Annotated in this window: 18 protein-coding genes and 2 pseudogenes; 9 read left to right on the forward strand and 11 right to left on the reverse strand. The window is 67.7% G+C overall.

Going from position 1 to position 20,157, the window contains the following annotated elements; all coding sequences use genetic code 11:
- Nucleotides 1-3: 3 nt before the first annotated feature.
- From ABD466_RS30670 to ABD466_RS44520, 7 genes and pseudogenes are all read left to right on the forward strand, one after another.
- Nucleotides 4-885, forward strand: a complete 882-nt coding sequence (locus ABD466_RS30670; RefSeq protein ID WP_344660692.1) for a PrgI family protein — start codon at nucleotides 4-6, stop codon at nucleotides 883-885.
- Between the two features lie 2 nt (nucleotides 886-887).
- Nucleotides 888-2,681, forward strand: coding sequence for a VirB4 family type IV secretion system protein (locus ABD466_RS30675; protein ID WP_344660693.1), 1,794 nt, complete (start codon nucleotides 888-890; stop codon nucleotides 2,679-2,681).
- Nucleotides 2,678-5,011 (forward strand): type IV secretory system conjugative DNA transfer family protein, encoded by a 2,334-nt coding sequence (locus ABD466_RS30680; RefSeq protein ID WP_344660694.1) that lies wholly within the window; start codon nucleotides 2,678-2,680, stop codon nucleotides 5,009-5,011. The genes ABD466_RS30675 and ABD466_RS30680 overlap by 4 nt, the downstream gene beginning before the upstream one ends.
- The gene (locus ABD466_RS30685) at nucleotides 5,008-5,877 is read left to right on the forward strand and encodes a replication-relaxation family protein (RefSeq protein WP_344660695.1); all 870 of its coding nucleotides are present in this window, start codon (nucleotides 5,008-5,010) and stop codon (nucleotides 5,875-5,877) included. Before ABD466_RS30680 ends, ABD466_RS30685 begins: the two co-directional genes overlap by 4 nt.
- A 62-nt stretch (nucleotides 5,878-5,939) precedes the next feature.
- Nucleotides 5,940-6,493 (forward strand): annotated as a pseudogene (locus ABD466_RS44515) (C40 family peptidase).
- A gap of 690 nt (nucleotides 6,494-7,183) precedes the next feature.
- Nucleotides 7,184-7,741 carry a hypothetical protein gene (locus ABD466_RS30695; RefSeq protein ID WP_344660696.1) on the forward strand — a complete coding sequence of 186 codons (558 nt, stop codon included), beginning with the start codon at nucleotides 7,184-7,186 and terminating at the stop codon, nucleotides 7,739-7,741.
- Nucleotides 7,738-8,211: pseudogene (locus ABD466_RS44520) on the forward strand (DUF2637 domain-containing protein); the annotation flags it as partial. The gene ABD466_RS30695 and the pseudogene ABD466_RS44520, both read left to right, overlap by 4 nt.
- A 536-nt stretch (nucleotides 8,212-8,747) precedes the next feature.
- On the opposite strand, the gene ABD466_RS30700 reads toward ABD466_RS44520, so the two are convergent.
- The 4 genes from ABD466_RS30700 to ABD466_RS30715 form a co-directional block, all read right to left on the reverse strand.
- A complete protein-coding gene (locus ABD466_RS30700) occupies nucleotides 8,748-9,416 on the reverse strand; it encodes a pentapeptide repeat-containing protein (protein WP_344660697.1) in 669 nt (222 codons plus the stop codon).
- An 85-nt stretch (nucleotides 9,417-9,501) separates the two neighbouring features.
- On the reverse strand, nucleotides 9,502-10,383 hold the full coding sequence (locus ABD466_RS30705; RefSeq protein WP_344660698.1) for a helix-turn-helix domain-containing protein: 882 nt from the start codon (nucleotides 10,381-10,383) through the stop codon (nucleotides 9,502-9,504).
- 257 nt (nucleotides 10,384-10,640) lie between these two features.
- Entirely contained in the window at nucleotides 10,641-13,301 is a 2,661-nt protein-coding gene (locus ABD466_RS30710) for a BTAD domain-containing putative transcriptional regulator (protein WP_344660699.1), read from the reverse strand.
- 11 nt (nucleotides 13,302-13,312) lie between these two features.
- Nucleotides 13,313-13,744, reverse strand: a complete 432-nt coding sequence (locus ABD466_RS30715) for a pilus assembly protein TadG-related protein (RefSeq protein ID WP_344660700.1) — start codon at nucleotides 13,742-13,744, stop codon at nucleotides 13,313-13,315.
- 110 nt (nucleotides 13,745-13,854) lie between these two features.
- Here ABD466_RS30715 and ABD466_RS30720 point away from each other — a divergent pair, with 110 nt between their 5' ends.
- Nucleotides 13,855-14,391, forward strand: a complete 537-nt coding sequence (locus tag ABD466_RS30720; RefSeq protein WP_344660701.1) for a DUF4262 domain-containing protein — start codon at nucleotides 13,855-13,857, stop codon at nucleotides 14,389-14,391.
- Nucleotides 14,392-14,427: 36 nt separating this feature from the next.
- Nucleotides 14,428-14,769, forward strand: a complete 342-nt coding sequence (locus ABD466_RS30725) for a hypothetical protein (RefSeq protein WP_344660702.1) — start codon at nucleotides 14,428-14,430, stop codon at nucleotides 14,767-14,769.
- A 20-nt stretch (nucleotides 14,770-14,789) separates the two neighbouring features.
- Here the strand turns inward: ABD466_RS30725 and ABD466_RS30730 are convergent, their stop codons facing one another.
- Genes ABD466_RS30730 through ABD466_RS30760 form a run of 7 tightly spaced genes read right to left on the reverse strand, consistent with a single transcriptional unit; the run spans nucleotide 14,790 to nucleotide 19,482 of the window.
- On the reverse strand, nucleotides 14,790-15,236 hold the full coding sequence (locus ABD466_RS30730) for a TadE/TadG family type IV pilus assembly protein (protein ID WP_344660703.1): 447 nt from the start codon (nucleotides 15,234-15,236) through the stop codon (nucleotides 14,790-14,792).
- A 34-nt stretch (nucleotides 15,237-15,270) separates the two neighbouring features.
- Nucleotides 15,271-15,657: a TadE/TadG family type IV pilus assembly protein gene (locus tag ABD466_RS30735; RefSeq protein ID WP_344660704.1), complete on the reverse strand. Its 387-nt coding sequence runs from the start codon at nucleotides 15,655-15,657 to the stop codon at nucleotides 15,271-15,273.
- Nucleotides 15,654-15,857: a hypothetical protein gene (locus ABD466_RS30740; protein ID WP_344660705.1), complete on the reverse strand. Its 204-nt coding sequence runs from the start codon at nucleotides 15,855-15,857 to the stop codon at nucleotides 15,654-15,656. Before ABD466_RS30740 ends, ABD466_RS30735 begins: the two co-directional genes overlap by 4 nt.
- A 28-nt stretch (nucleotides 15,858-15,885) precedes the next feature.
- Nucleotides 15,886-16,737, reverse strand: a complete 852-nt coding sequence (locus tag ABD466_RS30745; RefSeq protein ID WP_344660706.1) for a type II secretion system F family protein — start codon at nucleotides 16,735-16,737, stop codon at nucleotides 15,886-15,888.
- Nucleotides 16,728-17,603, reverse strand: a complete 876-nt coding sequence (locus ABD466_RS30750; RefSeq protein ID WP_344660707.1) for a type II secretion system F family protein — start codon at nucleotides 17,601-17,603, stop codon at nucleotides 16,728-16,730. Before ABD466_RS30750 ends, ABD466_RS30745 begins: the two co-directional genes overlap by 10 nt.
- Nucleotides 17,600-18,898 (reverse strand): TadA family conjugal transfer-associated ATPase, encoded by a 1,299-nt coding sequence (locus ABD466_RS30755; protein WP_344660708.1) that lies wholly within the window; start codon nucleotides 18,896-18,898, stop codon nucleotides 17,600-17,602. Before ABD466_RS30755 ends, ABD466_RS30750 begins: the two co-directional genes overlap by 4 nt.
- Nucleotides 18,895-19,482 carry an SAF domain-containing protein gene (locus ABD466_RS30760; RefSeq protein WP_344660709.1) on the reverse strand — a complete coding sequence of 196 codons (588 nt, stop codon included), beginning with the start codon at nucleotides 19,480-19,482 and terminating at the stop codon, nucleotides 18,895-18,897. The genes ABD466_RS30755 and ABD466_RS30760 overlap by 4 nt, the downstream gene beginning before the upstream one ends.
- Nucleotides 19,483-20,157: the final 675 nt, after the last annotated feature.

Raw genomic sequence — 20,157 nt, forward strand, 5'->3', positions numbered from 1 at the left:
CCGATGTCAGACGGCCCCGCCGGATACGGCTCGGTCCGCATCCCGGCCGACATCAGCCGGCCCGACCGCGTCCTCGGACCGGCCACCGCCCGACAGGTCGCGATTCTCGGCGGCACCACGGCCGGTCTCTGGTGCGCCTGGCTGGGCATGCGTGCCTGGATCTCGCCTTTGCTGTTCCTGGTATCCGCGCTCTTCGTCCTGGTGGTTGTCGGCGTCGTCATCTCGACCGAACGTGACGGCCTCACCCTCGACCGGCTCCTAGCCTCCGCACTGCGTCAGGCACGCTCGCCGCGTCGTCAGGTGATGGCTCCCGAAGGCGTGGTCCCGCCGCCTGTATTCCTTTCCGATGCCCTGAGCGGAGCGAGCAGACCGCCCTCGCCGCTCAGCTTCCCGCTCACCGGCCTCGACGACCGGGGCGTCGTCGACCTCGGGCCAGACGGCGCGGCCCTCCTTGCTCGTGCAAGCACGGTGAACTTCGCACTCCGCACCGCCGAGGAGCAAGACGTCCTACTCGGCAGCTTCGCGCGCTGGCTCAACTCCCTAAGCGGACCGACGCAGATCACCTCGACCAATGCCCCTGCCGACAGTCGCGAACACGTCGAGGCCATCCGCCGTCAGGCACAGGGCCTGTCGCATCCACAGCTGGAGCACGCCGCGCTGCGGCACGCCGAGTTCCTCGACGGCTTGGCCGCTACCCGCGTCCTTCTGACGCGTGGCGTCCACCTGGCGCTGCGTGAGCAGGGTAAAGCAGCACCCCAGCGCCTCGTCCAACGCGCTGAAGACGCCGCCGGCCATCTCGGGGCATGCGAGATCCGGGTCTCGCCCCTCGACCGCGAAGCGGCGTCCGCCGACCTCCGCGCACTGCTCGACCCCTCAGGAGCCTGACCATGTCCACGCTCGCTACCGCCCTCAACGTCCTGCCCGTCTGGGCACGTCGACCGAAGCCAGCCGAAAACGTCCTCGGCCTCGGGCCGTCCAGCCTCGAAGTCGGCGCGCAGACACTCAAGGTGGGTGAGACCTTCGCGGCGACGTTCGCCGTCGCCGACTACCCGGCCGAGGTCGCCGCTGGCTGGCTCGAACCGTTGCTCAGCTTTCCCGCACGGATCAGCGTCGCCGTCCACATCGAACCCGTACCCGGCCCCATCGCCTCCGACCGCCTGCGGAAGCAGCGCGCCCGGCTGGAGTCCGGCCGTCGTCACGATGCGGCGCACGGCCGTCTGGACGATCCTGCGACCGAAGCGGCAGCCGCTGACGCGCGCGAACTCGCCTACCGCGTCGCGTGTGGCGAGGGGAAGCTGTTCGGCGTCGGCATCTACCTCACGATCAACGCGGACACGGCCGAGGAACTTGCCGAGGTCAGCGCCCAGGTCCGCTCAATCGCCGAAGGCATGCTCCTCCGCCTGGTCCCGGCGACGTTCCGCACTGTGCAGGGCTGGTGCTCGACGTTGCCGCTGGGCCTGGACCTGTTGAAGATCCGCCGGACGTTCGACACCGAAGCCCTGGCGACGCTGTTCCCCTTCACCTCCGGCGATCTGCCGCTACCGTCCAACTCCACGGCGCCCGTACTGCTCGGCGTCAACGCCACGGACTCCGGACTGGTGATGTGGGACCGCTGGGCAGCCCCGAACCACAACTCGGTCGTCCTCGCGCAGTCCGGCGCGGGCAAGTCCTACCTCGCCAAGCTCGATGTCTTGCGGAACCTCTACCGCGGCGTCGAGGTCATGGTCATCGACCCGGAGCAGGAGTACGCCCGACTCGCGCACGCCGTCGGCGGGACCGTCGTCAGCCTCGGCGCACCTGGAGTCCGTATCAATCCCTTCGACCTCCCGACCGCTGGCGACACCTCGGACGCGGTCCGCCGTCGTGCTCTGTTCGGGCATACGGTGGTGTCGGTCCTGCTCGGTCGGGACCTGACCGCCAGCCAACACGCCGCGTTGGACACGGCAATCCTCGGCGCCTACGCACGAGCCGGAATCACCGACGACGCCCGCAGCCACCGGCGACCGGCTCCCACGCTTCAAGATGTCGCCGAGCTGCTCGGCGCCTCCGATGCCCGGGATGCCGTCGGCCTCGCCGCAGAGCTCGCGCCGCACACCGCAGGCTCGTTCTCCGGCCTCTTCGATGGCCCGACCACGCACACCGTAGACAGTCACCTCGCCGTGTTTGCACTGCGTGAGCTGCCCGACGAACTCAAACCCATCGGAACGCTGCTCACCCTCGATCTGATGTGGCGCCGAGTCTCAGACCCGGCCGAGCGACGCCAGCGCCTGGTGGTCGTCGACGAAGCCTGGTGGCTGATGAAGGAACCCGCCGGAGCGCGGTTCCTGTTCCGCATGGCCAAGGCTTCGCGGAAGTGCTGGGCAGGGCTGTCCGTGGTCACGCAGGACGCCGCGGACCTGCTCTCGGCCGAGCTGGGCATGGCGGTCGTCTCCAACGCCGCAAGCGCGGTGCTACTGCGCCAGGCGCCGCAGTCCGCCGACCAGATTGCACGGGCGTTCCGGCTCTCGGCCGGTGAACGTGCCTTCCTGCTGGCTGCAGGTTGCGGCCAGGGCCTCGTGATGCAGGGCAACGCACGAGCCGCCTTCTCCTCAGTCGCGTCGACCTGGGAGGACGAACTCTGCACCACCGATCCCGCGCAGCTGGCGCAGCTCGACGACGAGAACGAGCGGTGGTTCGGATGAGCGCTCCGTCCTCCTCGCCGCTCGGACGCTTTCTGCTGCATCCCGCCGAGCTGTTCTGCGCCGCTGAACATCTCGTCGCAGACTCCTGGGTCTTCGCTGTGCCAGTCGCGGCCTCCGCAGTTTCGGCCCTCGGCGCGTGGCGGATGCTCCAGCATCGCCAGCCGGACGCGGAAGCTCGCTATGTCGCCATCAAGGTTCCGCCGCAGGTCGAACGGGGATGCGCGGAAGCGTTCTGGACTCATCTGCACGCTGTGCTGCGCGGAAAAGGACGTCAGCAGGCGCACCTCGCATTCGAGCTCATCTGGAACCGTGACGGCCTCGACCTGGGTATTTGGGTTCCGGCGACGCTCTCCGCCTCAGCCGTCGCAGCTGCCGTCGAGGCCGCATGGCCAGGCGCGCACGCGCAGGTCACCGGTTCGGTTCCTCGGCCGGCCGCGGCGGCAGGCGGCAGGCTCTGCTTGGCCAGACCCGCGTACCTTCCTCTGAAGGTCAAACACGAATCCGACCCGCTGCGCCCGCTGCTTCGCGCCGCAGGCAGCCTCCGCGATGGCGAGTGCGCAGCCGTTCAGGTCTTGGCGCGACCTGCGGCCCGCCGCCGGGTTCGGCACCTGCAACAGCGCCTCGACCGGTTCCGTGCCCGCACTGTGCGAGAACTGGGACCGATCACGCCGCTGGGCGCGTTCCTCGACGAATGGGCACCGAGCCCATCACCACGCGGAAGCCAACGCAGCGATCCAGCCCATGCTGCGGCACTGCGGGCGGCGGTTACGAAGACGATCGGTCCACTCTGGTTAGTGGAGATCCGATACGGCGTGGGGACAGAGCCGACGAACGCTGCGGCGCAGCGTCGATCCCTGGGCGTCGCCGAGTCCTTGGCATCCGCATTTGGCGTCCACACAGAACGGAACTGGTGGACCCGCCGTCGGCTGCCTAAACCGGGCCTCGCGCTGGCGTCGCGTCGCATGGGCCGCGGCGACCTTCTCACGGTCGCGGAACTGGCGGCCGTCGCGCACTTGCCGCTGGACCCCGGCGCCGTCGGCGTTACCCGCGCCGGTGCTCGCTCGGTCGCTCCGCCTCCGGCGATCCTGTCCGGCGCTGACGGGGTCAAGATTCTCGGTGACGCGGACACTGGCCGCACGCGAGCCGTCGGAGTCGCGGTCCCAGACGCCCGCCAGCACTTCCACATCATGGGCGCGACGAACTCCGGCAAGTCCACGCTCATGGCACGCATGATCCTCGACGACGTCTGTGCCGGTCGAGGCGTCCTGGTCCTTGATCCCAAAGGCGACCTGGTCGGCGACCTCTTGGACCGGCTTCCTACGTCGGCGGCCGAGCGGCTGGTCTTGATCGACCCGACTGACTCCGGTCCACGTCCGAGCCTGAACGTCCTGGCCAGCGGCGATCCCGAACTGATGGTCGACAACGTCGTCGGCATCTTCCGGCGGCTGTTCGCTTCATCCTGGGGCCCGCGGACCGACGACGTCCTCCGGGCCGCGTGCCTGACGCTGATCGCGACAGCCCGGGACCGGCCACCCACCCTCGCCGACGTTTCGCAGCTGCTCAGCGACAAGACGTTCCGCGCAGCACGAACCGCTGGCCTCGCCGAGCGCGGCCACCGGGTGCTGGATCACTTCTGGGTCTCGTTCGCGGACTTGTCCGTCCAGTCGCAGACGGCGGTCACGGCACCGCTGCAGAACAAGCTCCGCGCCTTCCTGCTGCGCCAATTCGTCTCCGACGTCATCGCCCAACCGCGCTCCGCGGTCGACCTCGGTCAGGTGCTCGACGGCGGAGTCTGCCTGGTGCGGCTGCCCAAAGGTGTGCTCGGCGAGGACACCATGCGCCTGCTCGGCTCCTTCATCCTCGCTGCGGCGTGGCAGGCAACCACAGCCCGTGCCGGCCAGCCGGAGCACGCTCGCGCGGACGCCGCGATCTACCTCGACGAAGCCCACAACTTCCTGAACCTGCCTTACAGCTTGGAGGACATGTTGGCTGAAGCCCGCGCCTACCGCGTCTCGTTCAACCTCGCCCACCAGAACCTCGCTCAGCTCCCGAAAGACCTGGCCGAGGGTATTTCAACGAACGCTCGGAACAAGGTGTTCTTCACCTGCTCCCCGGAGGACGCGCGCACCCTCGCCGCCCACACCGGCCCGCTGCTCGGCGAGCACGACCTGGCACACCTCGGCGCGTATCAGGCAGCGGCACGGCTGACCTCGAACGGCGAGCACGTACGAGCGTTCACGATGCGCACCCGACCTGCACCAGACCCGGTACCCGGGCGCGCTGACGCAATCCGGACGATCGTTCACACCTCTTTGCTGGAGCGCGGATGACGGCGCGGGCCCGAACCCGACCGATCTCGGCCGCGACCTGTCCCGGCGATCGTCTGACCGCTCGGGACGGCGAAGTTCTCCGGCTGCTGGTCGAACACCAAGTCCTCACGGTCGGCCAGCTCGCGGTGGCACTGTTCCCCGACGTCCGGAAGTGTCGCGCGCGAGTGGCGATGCTGCGCGCGCTCGGCCTGGTCGAGACGTTCCGCCCGCCACTTCAGCGTGGGACTTCGCAGGCTCACTGCGTCGCGACGGCCCGGACCGCCACCCTGCTCAGCGACCAAGACTCGGGCGGCCCGCGCGTACGGCGAAACCTTGCCGGCGGGGCCACAGCAATCGCACTACGGCCGGACCTCGGCCACCTGCGCGGGGTGAACGAAGTGTTCTGCCAGCTCCTCGGACACGCGCGCCGCACAGCCACCACAGCGCTGGAGACCTGGCGATCGGAGCGCTCCACCACCCGCGCCCTCGGCTCTCGCCTGCGCCCGGACGGCTTCGGTCGATGGCGCGACGGCGAGGCATGGTGCGAGTTCTTCCTCGAATACGACACCGGAACCGAACCACACGCCCGACTCCTGACCAAGCTGGTCGGCTACGCGGAGCTGGCCGAATCCGCGGGCGCGGCCTGCCCGGTGCTGTTCTGGCTGCCGAACGCGCAGCGGGAAGCGCACCTCCACCGCCGCCTCGCCGACACCAGGCCCCGCGTCCCCGTCGCCACGACTTTCGGCGACCCGGCCCGAACCAATCCCGCCGGTCCGATCTGGCGTCCCGCCTGGCCAGTCGCCACGGATCGACTGCCGCTCGCGGCGCTCGGATCCTCAGCTGCTCAGCACCTCGACATCCCGCAGAACCCGCACATCCTCCTCTAGATCGGAGATCGAACATCTCGACGATCATGAAGACCGCCGTCGCCTGCTCGACCCTCTTCCTGATGTTCGTCGTCCTCATCAGCGCCGCGGCTGCCTCGGTCGCGTCGGCCACCGTCGGCCCGCTCGACTCGCTGTGGTCCGGCACCGACACGACCCCACTTCTCGACCGCCAGCTCAGCACCGGCCAGTACACCGGCCTCCTGACCACCGCCGAGCAAGCCGCCCCGAATCCCATCGCCGCCTCAGCGATTGCGTTCGCCGCTCGTCAGCTTGGTCTGCCGTATGTCTGGGGCGGCAACGGCCCGGCCAAGGGCGATGCCGGCTACGACTGCTCGGGGCTCACGATGGCTGCCTACGCAAGCGCGGGAATCAGCATTCCCGCACCGCCACCGAGCAATATCGCCATGGCGTCAGCGTGCCGCTTTCGTCCTTGAGGCCCGGAGACCTCGTCTTCTACGGTAGCGACTCATTCGCACATCACGTCGGTATCTACATCGGCAGCGCAAATGACTCAGGCGTCATTCTTGACGCCCCGAAAAGCGGTGCGGTGGTCCGATTTGATCCGCTCGCCGCAGACGATCTGTTCGCTGCGACACGCCCCAGCGTCGACCGCTAGACCACTTCGCGGACCGGCTCGGGGGCCGTTACCCGACACCCTCAAGACCTCACCAGGGGATCATCAAACGGCTGGTCGTAGCCAATTTGATGGCTGGTCGCACGGCCCGACGATCGTGTCTCCCACGATGGTTTCCCCTCGTAGCCGGCCGCGCTGGAGCGCGGTGGCTGACCCGCCACGTCCGGAGTCGACACCAAGCATCAAACGCCGTCAAAGGTGAATATCAACTTTCAAGAGGTCGTCTTTCGCGACCACAGACTTGATGGCGAATTTCATGCTCTAAACGGGTGAATAGACACGCTCGCGAAACTTGTCCAGCGCGTAAATCAGGGCCAGAATATACATAGACGGAGATTGTGCCTCAAAAGCCAATCCCGTAAGGCATTCGAGCAATCCGTTCGAATGGATTCCTGGCTCAAAAACCCTGGTGGGCGCGGCGGCTACCGCGCCCACCAGGAACAGGACCGCAAGCTCACCCGCCCGACTTCGCAATCAAGACTGGAGTACTCATGGACCCTGCTCCGATTCTCCCGGATCCACGGACCGCGCGTCGCACGCCACGCGCGACAGGACCGCTCGCCACCTCATAGGCGCGGCCTCGGCGCAGCTCAGCTGCGCGTCCCTCTTCCTCCCGCAGGCGCCCAACCCCCACCACGCCCGCCTGCGTCCGATCCCTGAATGGAGCCACCCATGTCCGCTGCCTTCTGCACCGCATGGATCAACGAAGTAACGCTCGCGCTGCCCGTCGACTGGACCCGCGAAGTTCCCACCGAGAACGTCGACGGCGACACCGTCTACCTCTCCACCTCCTGGAGCAGCCCTTACTCGACGGTCACGCTGACCGCCACGGTGTCCAGCACAGGCCAGACCTCCGCCGACATCGGTTGTAGCCGCTGGAGCCTGGAGGCGGAGAACCTCACTCCTACAGCTCTTGCCGCCGTCATCGACGCCGTCACCAAGTACGGCGCCCAACCCGACCTCCCCGACCTGAGCGCCGCCTTCGTCGGGGTGTCCCTCACCTATCACGAGTGGCTGAACACGGGTTACCAAAGGCACCCGATCGAGATGCGGCGATGGACGAGCCCTGACGGCTACCGCACGTTCGACTTCCTTCGCCGTGACTCGGCTAGCAGCTCGGTCTTCGTGGTCCACAGAATCAGCACAGGTCGCCCAGAGATCGAGGCTTCCATCACCGCAGACGGCGCCACTCCCGCCTGCGTCCTGCTTAGCCTCGCGATGTCGGAATGACCTCGCCCTCCCGCTCAGCCCTCGCCCCTCCGCACGAAACGGCACCGCCCTTGACTCCGCCCCACCGCCCCACCACAACCACCGACTCCTGGAACGCCGGCGCGCTCCTCGCCCTGACCCTCCTGACCTCAGCCGTCACCACGATCGTCGTCATCGGCTTCCTCGGCTCCTACGGCTCACTCCGCGACGCCTTTCTGGCGATCCACCAGAGCCCGGCAGCCGCCGCCCGCGACCCCTGGGCCGTCGACGGCCTGATCGCCGTCGCCACCGCCGCCGCAATCTGGTTGAAGAACCAACAGAGGGCCCACCGCTACGCCGTCACCGTCGGCGCGATCACCACCGCCGCACCCCTCCTGCTGAACTTCCTCCACGGCTGCGGCGTGATCCGCGCCGGAGGCCAAACCAACGGCCCACTCCACCCACTACTCGTCCTGATCATCACCTCACTTCCGGTCGGCGCAATCGGCTTCGGCTTCCATCTCCTCATCGCCTGCATCCGCAACTTCCGCGCCCGAGTCCCGCGTACCGGCGAGGAGCCCCATGCATCGACCGCGTTGCAGCCGGACCGGGACGGCGTCCCCAAGGCTCTTGGCCCCAGTCCCGCACGTTGTACGCCGGACCGCTCGGTACCGTCGTCGCGATTCCCGGTCGCCGCCCTCGTCCCCAGGGGCCGCGGGCGTACCGGTCCCCGGACCGGTCCCGTACTGCTCCTGGCCTGGCCGAGCTTGACCCGAGCCTGGTCGAGCTGGGACGCAAAGCCCTGGCCGGACTGGCAGAAGACGGGGTCTCACCGACCCGGGACGCGCTCCGTGCACGGATGGGCGTCGGGAACGGCAAAGCGTCGGCGGTCTGGACCTACCTCCGCTACAGCCGCGAGCGAAGCGGAGGCGGCGTACCGGCTGGGACACCGTTGTTCGAATCCACCGACCCGCAAGTCCCGTAACCCACCAAGCAGTGCCGGTCCCGACCGGGGAGTCCGGGACCGGTACTGCTGTCTCGGACTGGATCAATCGTCAGGGAGACCAAGCTCCAGATCACCGACCAGAGCGCGCCCGAGCTGCAGCGTCTGGGACGGCTCAATGACAGCCTGCTTCAGCGAGGCGACACCACGGATCGCGGACAGGTCGTTGCCGCGCAGGTCTGTTCCCCTCGTCGTGCTCCCCGAGAAAGACGTCAGGTCCATGCGGCAGCCGTCGAACGCCGCTTTGGAGAGATCGCAGCCGGAGAACCAGGCATCCTCCAGGAAGCAGTCTCGGAAGATCACGGGTCCTTTGGTCGTGACGTTCTGGAACAGGGCATAGTCCAGCTTGCATCGGTCGAAGACGACGTCCTCCAAGGTCAGTTCTTCGAACTGCCCGGAGAGGACCTTGCAGTTCGTGAAACGGACGCGCGACCACCTCCCGCCAGCAAAAGCCGCCCCTGAGAGATCGCAGCCAGCGAACTCGACCGAGTCCATCCGCAACTCGCGCAGCTTGGCTCGCTCGACGCGCAGGTCACTGATCTGTCCGGCAGTCAGGCGCTGGTCGAAGATGTCGAGAGACTGCATCTCCGCGTCGACCAAGCGGAAGTCGCTCATGACGCCGAGCCGGTTGGCCAGGGTGTCGACGTCCTCAAGGCTGGATTCGTCGATGTTCGGCAGGGCCGCGATGGTGGTTCGGATCGCAAGCTGCTCCATGGCGTCCACACTAGGGGCCGGTGGTGACCATGCCAGGGCGCACGATGCGGCTCGCCGCTCGACATGGTCAAGCCACTGCGCCGGTCTATGCGGCAACCGCCGACAGGCGCAGCTGAGCACGAACACGCTCGAAGCCGGCGCGCCCGACGGCCCGGAACGCGGCGTGGCCGCTCTCACTGCCGGTGTTCGCGCAGTCACGGCATAGGCCCGCCGTCCGCATCGGAGCGCCACAGTCGGCGCACTCGTGCCACTCAAGGCGCGGGGCCCGTGCTGGCGCCGCGGCCGGCATCTTCGCCACCAGGCGATGCCGCACCAGGGCGGCAGCCTGGTGCACGCGTCCAGGAAGCCCGGCGGTCAGGGCGCTGGTCACGTGACTCGGGGTCAGGCCGTTGGCCAGCCAGGCGTCGACCAGCGGCGCCAGGCTCGCCGCCTCGCTCGCGGCGAGGTGGAGCCGCGGCTCATCCCTTCCGAGGCGCGTGAGGAGGGAGAGGGATTGTGAGAGCTCCCCGCCCTCCCGCCCTGCAGCTTCGCCACTTGTGGGTGCCTCGTCGGTGCCGTTGTGGGGAGGGAGGGAATCTTCTAACCCAGCTTCTTCGGTTTTGCTTCCCGACTTCCCGCCGCCTGGTCGACCGGTTCCCGGAGCCACGGTCGCCGGTTCTACCTGCGGCGATGCTCCGTCGCGGTCCGCGAAGACTTCGACGTGGGTACTGATCCGGCCCTCGTCGTCGCGAGACTTCGTCCGGGCCAGATACCCGCGTGACTCCAACTCGTGAAGCGCACGTGAGATAGCGCTACGGCCCTCGACGGACTTGTTCGCCAGTGTCTTGACGTCTTCGCGGGCGCCATCGGGAAGCGAAAGCATGTACGCGAGCAGACCACGCGCTGTGAACGAGAGCGCGTGGTCACGAACCGTCGGGTTCGGGACCTTCGTAAAGAACCCGGCTTGCCGGGTACCATGGATACGCATGAGGAGCTGGATCTCCTTGTGCCACGCCCCGGGGTGTTACCAGCACCGCCGGGGTCTTTTGTTCTCTTGTCAGAGATCAACGTAGCCCTAGTCAAGACCCTGATCAAAACACGACGCGGACTACTTTTCAGCCTTTCGGCGGCTGACTTTTCCGTGGCTTATCGGAGCGCGAAGTAGTTGGCTGCGCCCAACAGGGCTCGGTCGAAGTCCGTGCCGATGAGACGTTCGAAACCTGTGCAGACTTTCTCGATTGCGCGTCAACGCTCGGCGACCGACATCCCGCCTGTGATCTGCTCGTACAGCTTACGCGACTCGACGTCGACCTCGTCATCAAGCTGACCCATCCTGTAGTCGAGTAGTTCGAAGACCTGCCGTACCTTGTTCCGGTTCCCCATAGCGCCATAGCTGCTCATGAGCCGCTGGTGCGCCTCGATGTTGAAGGGATCGACGTCGAGGGCTTGCCCGAGGAGGTGGATGGCGTAGGTGGGGTCCTCCGTCTCGATGAGCCGGACGAGCTCGTGGTGTGCGTCGAGCGCGTGTCGTCGCTGTTGCTCGCGTACGGGCTCGATCCAGTCGGCGTCCATCGTCGGGAGCACCGGGCCACGATAGAGCCGGATAGCTTCGGTGAGCAGCTCGACGCGGTCTGCCTCGCACGCGCTGTTTGCGTCGGCGAGTAGCCGCGTGAACAGCTCCATGTCGGTGGTCACGATCGTGGCGTCGAAGCGGAGCCGCTGGGTGCGGGGGTCGTCGTCGAGGATCATGGCGTCGGCGACGGCGGGGACCGCGTCGCGGAGGATCTTGCGGATCTCGTTGAGCTCGGTGGAGAGCTTGCGGCGTGTCTTCTCGGTGACCTCCAGGGCGCAGATCTCTTCCAGCAGGTAGGGGCGTGTAGCGCCGTCGCGGTGTACCGCGAGGTAGGACATGAGGGTTCGCAGGCGAGCGCGGAACCTCCCGATCATGTCGTTACCGTCCACGACTACGCCGAGGCCATCGAAGACTTCAAGTCGGACCGGCGGCAACAGTTCACGGTCGCGGGTGAGGGTCGGTGCCCGCTCAGGTGTGCGCTGAGTCGGCATCTCTGGCACCGGGTCGGGTGAGCTCTCAGTGACCGGACCATGGCAGAAAATCTCGTTCAAGGCGTCATGTGCGGCCTCGGCAGACAGGTGGAAGAGGCGAGCCCCATCCAGGACGGAGGTGTGTTCCCCGGGGAAGGCTGCCCCGCCGTCGGCGGCGACGGTCAAGGCCGAGCCCTCGCCGAATGCGCCGAGGACAACGGCGTTGATGTCGAGGCCGCGTCCGGCCTCGATCACGTCCGTGAGGCGGACGGCGTGTTCTTGCGACGGCTGCACGACGAGAAGAAGGGGCTGCATGAGATGGTCGGGCTTGAACCGACGGACCTCGGCCGCGTTGCGGAGGCCGAGCGTGCGAAGGAGGCTCCTGCGCTCGGCGACCTCGTCTTCCACGACGTCGAGCACGCTATCGACGTCCTCGTTGATGCGCAGCCGCGGCACATGAGGCAGCTCGACTGCGCCGAAGATCCTTTTCATGACTGCGGCCGTGGTGATGACACGCGTTGCGGTACCGCATTCCGGAACGCCCTCGGTTGCTGAGGCGGCGACGATGAGGGCGCGAAGCGCGGCCTCGGCGCCATCGCCTTCGACGGCCATGCCGTTCGCCATGTCGTCGTCGACTGGGAAGGCCACCGGTCGACCGCCGGCGCTTGTCCCCCAGGAGAGCGAAGTCGGTGCCTCCAATGCCCTGCGGGTGGCGACCAACTCCTGCTCGGAGGCTGCCCTCAACATGGGTAGGCCGTAGTTGTCGGTGGGGCGATGGACAGGAACAGGCTGCTCTGCAGCAACCCATTCGGTCAGGTAGGGATCGTCTTCGTCCTGGATGTAGCCGTGGTCGGGTGGAGCGAGGGTCAACAGGTGCGCCCTCTCCAACTCCGCCAGCGTTCCGGACACACGCTCGTCCGATTGCGTATCGAGTGGGATCGGGAAGTTGCACCGGCCGCGAGCGCGGCGACGCAGCCGGCTCACGGTCAGGGCAGCAGCGATGCCGGCCGCGAGGCCGATGCCGACGTACCCGTCCGCGCCGAGGTCGACCGCGACACGGTCGCGGGGAGCAACGCGCTTGCTCTCACTCGCTGTGCGCAGGCTGTCCGCGCTCCTCGCCGACTGCTGCGAAGGCACATGACCGTGCAGTGGAGGCGGCGACACCGGCGCGCCGCGCCCGCTCGTAACCACAGGCATGGACAACTGCCAGCCGGGCAAGATGACGTCCGGATTCGTCAGCACCTGGCCGTCAGGCTGGGGAAGGCCGACGTTCTGCGCGTAGATCTCCGGCCAGCGCTCGGGGTCTCCAAGGTGGAGCGCCGCGATGTCCCACAAGGTGTCTCCAGGAACCACCATATGGACACGCTCGCCGGTGGTCTCGGTCCCCGTCGTCATGCTGTCTCCCGGGAACTGGGTGGCAACTGCCACTGGCCGAGCCGACATCGGTCCGCTGGCAGCGGCTTTGCCCGTAGCCGCGAGCGCGGCCCGCGGTGCCAGCAACGTGATGAGCAAGGCAGCGAGTAGCGCTTGAGCGGCACCGCCTGTGAGCAAGCTGCGTGTCCGAGGTTCGGCGACACCGCCGCCTCGCACGCACCACGCGGCTCGGAGGACACCGGGAAGTTGCACGGCAACCTGGACCGTGAAGACCGCCCAGCAGGCCCACAGCACATAGGCGAGGATCGCGACGGCAGCGTGATCGTCGAACTGCCCGCTACGCAGCCACCAGACGAACCGCGCCGGAGACGGCATCGTTGACGGAATCGGGTTCCCGACGTAGCTGAGCAGGAGATAAGGCAGGCCGGCGATACTGCCGAGCAGAGCGGCGCCGGCCGCAGCGGACCGTACGATTCGGTTCGTGGTCACGGCGTACTCCCTCAGGGATTCGCGGTCGAGGTGACGGGCACAGCAGTCGCTGTTCCGGCGATGTTGAAGCTCCTGAAGCCGATCAGCCGCAACAGCTCAGCGGGCTGCTGGACCCTGACGGTGACCGTCACGACATCGGCGGTCGCGCTGACGGTGCCGTTTTCACCGACTCCGGCGAGGTACGAGCGCGCAGCGGCCTGGGCCCGTTGTGGATCGAGGCTGGGGCGTCCGCCGTGCCGGAGCTGTACCGGGTCGAGCGCGCCTGCCCCGGCTCGTGCGGCTTCCTCAGCGACGGCGAGTGCGTGCACCCGGGCGTTCATGGCCAAGCCGAGGTCCAGGACCAGTCCGGCTACGGCGATGAGCGCCGGCACGAGGACGACGACGAACGCGGTCGCGTTCCCATCGTCACCACGCAGATCGATCATGCGGTTGTTGGAAGTCACTTCGATTCCATTGGATCGATGTCCCCGGCTTCGGCTTCGCTGCAGAAGCGATATGAGCTGACCGGATCCCGATCGGGATCCGAGAATCCCGGTCGCGTAGCCTCACGACCGTGCCGATAGAGGTTCCCGACTGCCACTGCGTCCTGTGCCAGGAGCTCACTGAGCTCGACTGGCGCACACGGACCACCGCCGACACCGTCATCGAGCACGGCTGGCAGGTTCTGATGGTCCCCGCCGACGACGCCGGACCGGGCTGGGCCTACACCATCGGCCTGTGGCACAAGCACGGCCTTCCCGAGCTGGCCATGTTCGGCCTGGACGCTCGCGTCATGCACCAGCTCCTTAACGACTTGGCCAAGGCTGCCGTCAACGGTGAGCCTGCGGCAGCAGATCAGGAGCGGCACGGCATCGTTAAGGGCTACCCGGTCGTGCTCAAGAGCGTCGACTACCGCTGGTACGAAGCCTTCTTCGGCACCGCGATCGGCTTTTACCGGCGACCGCCATTCGATTTTCTCCAGGTCGTGTGGCCCAGCCGAGACGGCGCGTTCCCCTGGCAACCCGGCGGGGACGACCTCCTGAACCGCCAGCCCCGACTTTGGCTGCACCCGGACGAGCACCCCGTCGGGGTTTGGACCCAAGATCTGTAGACCCACGACCTTCGAGCAGCCGGAAATGATGCCCCCATGACACGCTGGCTCCGCAGCTACTGGGCCGAGGAAGACATCTGGTTCTACTTTGAGCTCGATGCCAGGGGCTACCCGATCCGGCAGATCGAACTCGAAGGGCCCGCACTGGATCCGATCGTGGCCGCATCCCAGTCGGAGTGGAGGACGGCCATGCAAACAGGCAACGGGGACGAATACCACGCCGTCTACGGATCGGTGGGCGAAGGTGGCATCCACGACTGGGAAGGTGACGGCTTCGATCCCGAGGACCTCACAGCCGCTGAGTTCGAGACCGTCTGGGCCAGAGCCCGCGCTGCATGCGGGGCACGAGCTCGAACACACACCATGCCCGACGTGTGAACCGACGCATCGTTTCGTGATCACTGCTCGGCTCCTGCACTTCGGTTCGGGTGCAAGAGGGCTTCAGAATTCGCGAACCCAAGAGCGCTTCCCCGGTATGGGTCGATCGGGCTGACCGCGTGGCCGTTGACGCTGACGGTGCCCGGCACTCCGAGCCCGACGAGCCCTTCCATGGAGGCGGCGCAACTCACGGACACCCGGACTCCACCGCCTGGCCGGAAGTTGCTGGTGTCGACGCTGACCGTGTAGCGGGCGCAGCTCGACCCGCCGTGCCCGAGTTGCTCGGCCGCCGCCTTTCGCCCAGCTGTCTGCGCGTCCTGGGACGTCCTGGCGAGCGAGGCTGCGCGAGCGGCGTCCTGGGCGGCAGAGTCGACGCGCAAACGGGTCTCCACGAGCCGTCCGCACAGCACCACGAACAGCAGGACCACGATCAGCAGCGGCACGGCGAACACGGTCTGGGCCGTCACGCTGCCGTCGTCAGCGCGCCATGATCGCCGCACGTCAGCCTGCCGTCGTCAGACGCTCGACCGGTCCGGAGACCGAGACGCTCACCGGCACGCTGAGGAACGGCAGCACCTGCTGCGCCCGGCCGCGGATTGCGACATGGGCGCGCTCGACGTCGCGGACCACGTCCACACTCCAGTGGAGAATCACGCGTCGACCAGCAGCGTTCAGAAGTGCTCCCGCTTGCTCCCGGCCAGCGGCCACGCTCCCTTGGCTCACACGCGTGCTCTGGAGCGCCTGCGCCGCGATGGCCTGGGCGGTGTGAGTCGCGTGGAGCCACACGCCGAACTGGACCGTGCCCACGACGAGCAGAACCAGCAGCGGCGTCATGAGGGTGACCTCGGCCGCTGCCGATCCGTCGTCGCTCCGCCAGCGCGGCCTCACTGCCCCGTGATCTGGCTCGCGACCTTCCCGGCCTCCGTCTCGATCGCATGCCCGAAGACCTTCCCGACGATCACCGCGATCGCGATGAACACCGCCGCGATGACGACAGCCTCAGCGGAGACACTGCCCCGATCGTCATGCGCGATCATGACCAGGCGGCCGTGGACCTTGTCGGCCAGCCTGCGGAACTTTGCAGCCATTCGTTTCCTCCCGTGAGATGTGTGCTGGTCACAGCGCAGACAGAGCGCTGGCCATGGCCGGATAGCCGATCAGGACCAGGAAGCCGGTCATCAGCAGTGCGATCGGGACCGTCATGCGTTCGGTCGTCGCTGCGGCCTCGGCTTCCTCGTCAGTAAGGAGCTTGGTACGGATCGCCTGCGCCTTGGCGGCAAGCGAGACACGGATCTTCGCGCCCTCCGTGCCGGCTAGCTGGAGCGAGGCGGCGAGATCGGTCAGCTCGGCCAGACTGAGGGTCGCTCCGAGCTCGGCGAAGACTTGGTGGATCGGCAGGCGCGACAGGAACGCGACGTCCAGGGCATGACGAAGCCGTTCGAAGGCTGGCGAGTCACCGATCTCCGACGCTCCGCCGAGGGCCTGCCCGACGCCGGTCCCGGCGGCCAGGGCGTTGACGGTGACGTCCAGGAACACCGACAGATCAGCAAGTGCGTCGGCGCGGGCCTCGGCAGCCTTCGCGGTGACCTCGGCGTCCACGACGTACCAGAAGGCTGCGGCGGCTAGCAGCGCCAGGACGCCAGCGAACGGCAGCGAGTAGCCGATCACCGACTGAAGCAGTAACGGCAGCAGCAGGCCGACGAGCGTCGTCGCAGCCTGTGTTGCCAGGTGCACCTCGGGAACGCGGTCCAGGACCACGAGGTCCCGACGTACGGAAGCCCGCGGCAACCCGAGGACGACGAGCTTCCGGGCGAGCGGACGGCCGAGCCGGGCCAGCCACTCGCCGTCCGCGTACACACTGTCGTCAGCGGACTCCCGAGGCGCCGACGAGACGGGGGCCGGCCGCAGTGCCAGCCATCCCGTCATCACGCCAGCTCCGATGAGGGCGCCGGCCAGCATCACCACCATGTCGAGGCCTCCTGAACCTGATCGATACGCGTCAGCAGGCGCTTCCGGGCCCGGGGCTTGGCCATCCGCCACAGCCAGGCGTAGCCCGCGGCGAACAACCCGAGACCGCAGGCGAGAACGAACTGCCCACTCGCCGTTCCGTAGGGTGACAAGAAGGATCGGTCCAGGATGAACAGAGCGGCCAGCATGCTGGCAGTCACTCCAGTGACGATGCGGACACTGGTTCGGACTTGTACGCGAGCAGCCTGGGCCCGCTTGCGCGCCGCGGCATGGTCCCGGGCCGTGGCTGCGAGCGAACCGAGCAGCGCGCTCAGGTCCCGGGCGCTGTTACGGATCGCGTGGACCAGACAGACCACGACGATGTCCGCGGTCGGATCCTGAACCTCGTCCGCGAACATCGCGAGCGCGGACGCGAGGTCCTGCTGATCCTCGATCCTGCTGGCCAAGCGCTGAGCCTCGACGGCGATCGTCTCGGGAGCTGCGGCGCAGGCAGACCGCACGGCTTGCTCAATCCCCGACGCGGCAGAGAGCGTGTCTCGCAGCATCTCGGTAAACGTCGCGACCGCCTCAGTCCTGGCGAGTTCCCGGGCCGTCGAACGATCCGGGCCGAGTAGCGCAGGGAGCCACCACGCGGCCAGACCCCCGGCCAATGCCGCGACCGGCCAGCCGGTGACCAGCCCCGCCGCAACGCCAGCGCCGACGCAGCACGCCGACTTGCGCGAGTTCCCCTTCAGCTTTGCCAGGGAGAGGCGGCGTGTCAGACGCGAGCGGCGCGCTGAACGCGCTGGACGGAACGCGGCAACGCCGCACGACACACCGAGCCCGACCGCCCCACCGCTGAGAACGCCGATCGCGATGATGCTCATCGGGGCCTCCGGAACTGCTCAGGTACGAAGCCTGCGGCCTCCAGTTGAGCCATGCGCACCGCGGACGGTGGTGTAGTCGGCACCGCACGGCGATCCGGGCCCGGACGGAAGATCTCGTTCGAGCAAATCAACGGCCCGTCGGCGCCGGTGATCTCACGGACCGAGGAGACGACGCGCGTCCCGTCTGGCGCCTGGTCGAGCTGAACCACGAGATGCAGCGCGTTCGCGACGAGGAGATTCGTCGACGCCAGATCGAGCCGTTCCGGGGACTGCGCCGCGTAGGCGGCGAGCTTCGCGAAGACACCAGCCGAGGTCGACGCGTGCAGCGTGGCCATCGATCCGTCGTTGCCCTGGGACATCGCGTTGCACATGGGGATGACCTCGGCGCCGCGGATCTCACCGACGATGACGCGGTCCGGCGACATCCGTAGCCCTGCGCGCACGAGTTCGGCCTGGGAGATGGCGCCGCGGCCTTCGGAGTTCGCCTCGCGGGCCTGTATCGCGACGACGTCCCAGTGACGGTCCGGATCGGTGTCGAGGCCGAGTTCGAGGGCGTCTTCGATGGTGACGAGCCGCTCGGCCGGATCCATCTCGGCGGCGAGAGCACGGAGCATGGTGGTCTTGCCAGCGCCGGTCCCGCCAGCAATGAGGATGTTGAGCCGAGCGCGCACTGCAGCCGAGAGGAATGCCGCGAGGTTCGAGCCGACTGTTCCCAGCGCGATGAGGTCCGACAGCGTGGCCTTCGGGTAGCGGTGTCGGCGGATGCTGATCGAGGGGCGCTTGGTCACAGCCATGACGGCGAACAGCCGCGAGCCGTCGGGCAACTGGAGCGAGAGCATCGGAGCGCCGCGGTCGAAGCGCCGCTCTTCGTGCCCGACGCGGGCGGCGGCCGTCCGAATCAGATCGATCAGGTCGGCGTCGCTGTCTGCGACGGGAGTTGCACCGCGCTCGCGCCGGCCGTCGGCGAACCGGAGGAAGACCTGGTCGTGGCCGGTGGCGTTGATGTTCTCGACGTCCGGCATGTCCAAGTACGGCTGAAGACCACCCATCGCGCACAGGGCGTCCGTCACGGCTCTCTCCAGCGCTACGGCCTCTTCGATGGCGCTTTGCGCATCGGCCTGTTGAACGGTCGAGAGGCGGATCCGAACCTCGGCCTCGATCAGCTCCTCCGCCAACTCGCGGCGCCGGGCCGGAGGAACGGACGCACCAGTTCGCTCCTGCTCCGCGCGCACCGTGAGTGAAAGACGCCGCGCGACAACGGCCGTCACATCGGCCACCGAGCCCAGGGCGGTCATGGCTTGCCTGCAGCGTTCGGGGCGACCTCGATCACCGACAGCGACGGTGCCTGCGACACCTTCGGAGCGGATTGGGCGTCGACGAGCATCGTGACTACCGAGGTCCCGAGCGAGTCCGCAGCGCCAACCGACGTCACGACCGCACCAGCAGCCAGCGGCGCGGCCACAGCCGACGCGGTAGAGACCGCCGCCTCGTTCGGGCCCGGCCACACGTTCACGTGGTCCCCCACACCGAGCCGCGGCGGAAAGGTCCCGGCCTTGAGCGCCACGCCGACCACAGACTGACCGGCCGGTGGGAAATCGGAAGTCCCCACCATGTGGGCCGTCAGCAAGGTCCCCGGCGAAAGCGGCATCGCCGCCACATGACCGACAACCTTCGCCTCGTCGATTGACGCGACCAGGCCCAGGTCCGCCGAGGCACCGACATTCACTGTCCGCAGGTCGCTCTCCGCAATGACCTGACCGGCCGCGATGGGCTGCGCCACGGCAAGCACCGGGGCGCGGCCGCTGATCTGCCACGACGCGATCGTGAACGCAACCGCCCCGGTGACGACCAACGCGACCGATGCGACGGCGTACGGCACACGAACTCGGCTGGCGAGGCGACGCATCACAGCCTCGGGCGATGGTTCCGCCGATGATGACGTACGGCGATCCTGAGTGGGAAACGACAGCTTGGACAAGAGAAACCCCGTGAGATGTGCGAATGCGAAAGGCGTCAGCGAACTGACGTGACCAGAGCTTGGGACTCGGCAACGCGAACCGCTATCGACGACGTCGCGGTCATATCGGGTAGCGTCCCGCTCTGACCGCCTCCAACCCAGGTCACACGCCATGTCTCGGTGGCGCGGACGGTGAACTTGCCACTCGGCTCGGCATCAGAGGCGCGGCGGTAAACGTGTCCACAGTCTGGGGATGACGCGGCAGCCGACATCGCATCGGTGAAGGGCGTCCCGGGTCCGGCGCAGGTCACCGTGGTGCCGTCGCCCATGTCCCATGCGATTCGCACCGGTGCAGCCGTAGCCGACACCGCGAGTCCGGGCACGCTGGCAGTAGCTGACAGGGGATGCCACGCTGCGCTGTCGGTCCAAAGGAACACTGGGAAGTTCACCCACTGCGAGTCTGCGCCCGGGCTTACGCGCATGACCGGCGCGGGAAGGTGGATCGCCTTCACCGCCTCCCGGGCGACGTCCTTTGGTGACGACGTGGGCTTCGGCGCCCAGCTCTCGAGGTCATCTCGGGGAATCCGAGTCAGCTTC

Origin of the sequence: Catenulispora subtropica, assembly GCF_039531675.1 — a bacterium.
GTDB lineage: Bacteria > Actinomycetota > Actinomycetes > Streptomycetales > Catenulisporaceae > Catenulispora > Catenulispora subtropica.

Excerpts from the sequence above, each read along its gene's own strand:
- ABD466_RS30670 (WP_344660692.1), top strand. The coding sequence starts at position 4 with ATGTCAGACGGCCCCGCCGGATACGGCTCGGTCCGCATCCCGGCCGAC.
- ABD466_RS30675 (WP_344660693.1), top strand. The coding sequence starts at position 888 with ATGTCCACGCTCGCTACCGCCCTCAACGTCCTGCCCGTCTGGGCACGT.
- ABD466_RS30680 (WP_344660694.1), top strand. The coding sequence starts at position 2,678 with ATGAGCGCTCCGTCCTCCTCGCCGCTCGGACGCTTTCTGCTGCATCCC.
- ABD466_RS30685 (WP_344660695.1), top strand. The coding sequence starts at position 5,008 with ATGACGGCGCGGGCCCGAACCCGACCGATCTCGGCCGCGACCTGTCCC.
- ABD466_RS30695 (WP_344660696.1), top strand. The coding sequence starts at position 7,184 with ATGTCCGCTGCCTTCTGCACCGCATGGATCAACGAAGTAACGCTCGCG.
- ABD466_RS30700 (WP_344660697.1), bottom strand. The coding sequence starts at position 9,416 with ATGGAGCAGCTTGCGATCCGAACCACCATCGCGGCCCTGCCGAACATC.
- ABD466_RS30705 (WP_344660698.1), bottom strand. The coding sequence starts at position 10,383 with ATGCGTATCCATGGTACCCGGCAAGCCGGGTTCTTTACGAAGGTCCCG.
- ABD466_RS30725 (WP_344660702.1), top strand. The coding sequence starts at position 14,428 with ATGACACGCTGGCTCCGCAGCTACTGGGCCGAGGAAGACATCTGGTTC.
- ABD466_RS30740 (WP_344660705.1), bottom strand. The coding sequence starts at position 15,857 with ATGGCTGCAAAGTTCCGCAGGCTGGCCGACAAGGTCCACGGCCGCCTG.
- ABD466_RS30745 (WP_344660706.1), bottom strand. The coding sequence starts at position 16,737 with ATGGTGGTGATGCTGGCCGGCGCCCTCATCGGAGCTGGCGTGATGACG.
- ABD466_RS30750 (WP_344660707.1), bottom strand. The coding sequence starts at position 17,603 with ATGAGCATCATCGCGATCGGCGTTCTCAGCGGTGGGGCGGTCGGGCTC.
- ABD466_RS30755 (WP_344660708.1), bottom strand. The coding sequence starts at position 18,898 with ATGACCGCCCTGGGCTCGGTGGCCGATGTGACGGCCGTTGTCGCGCGG.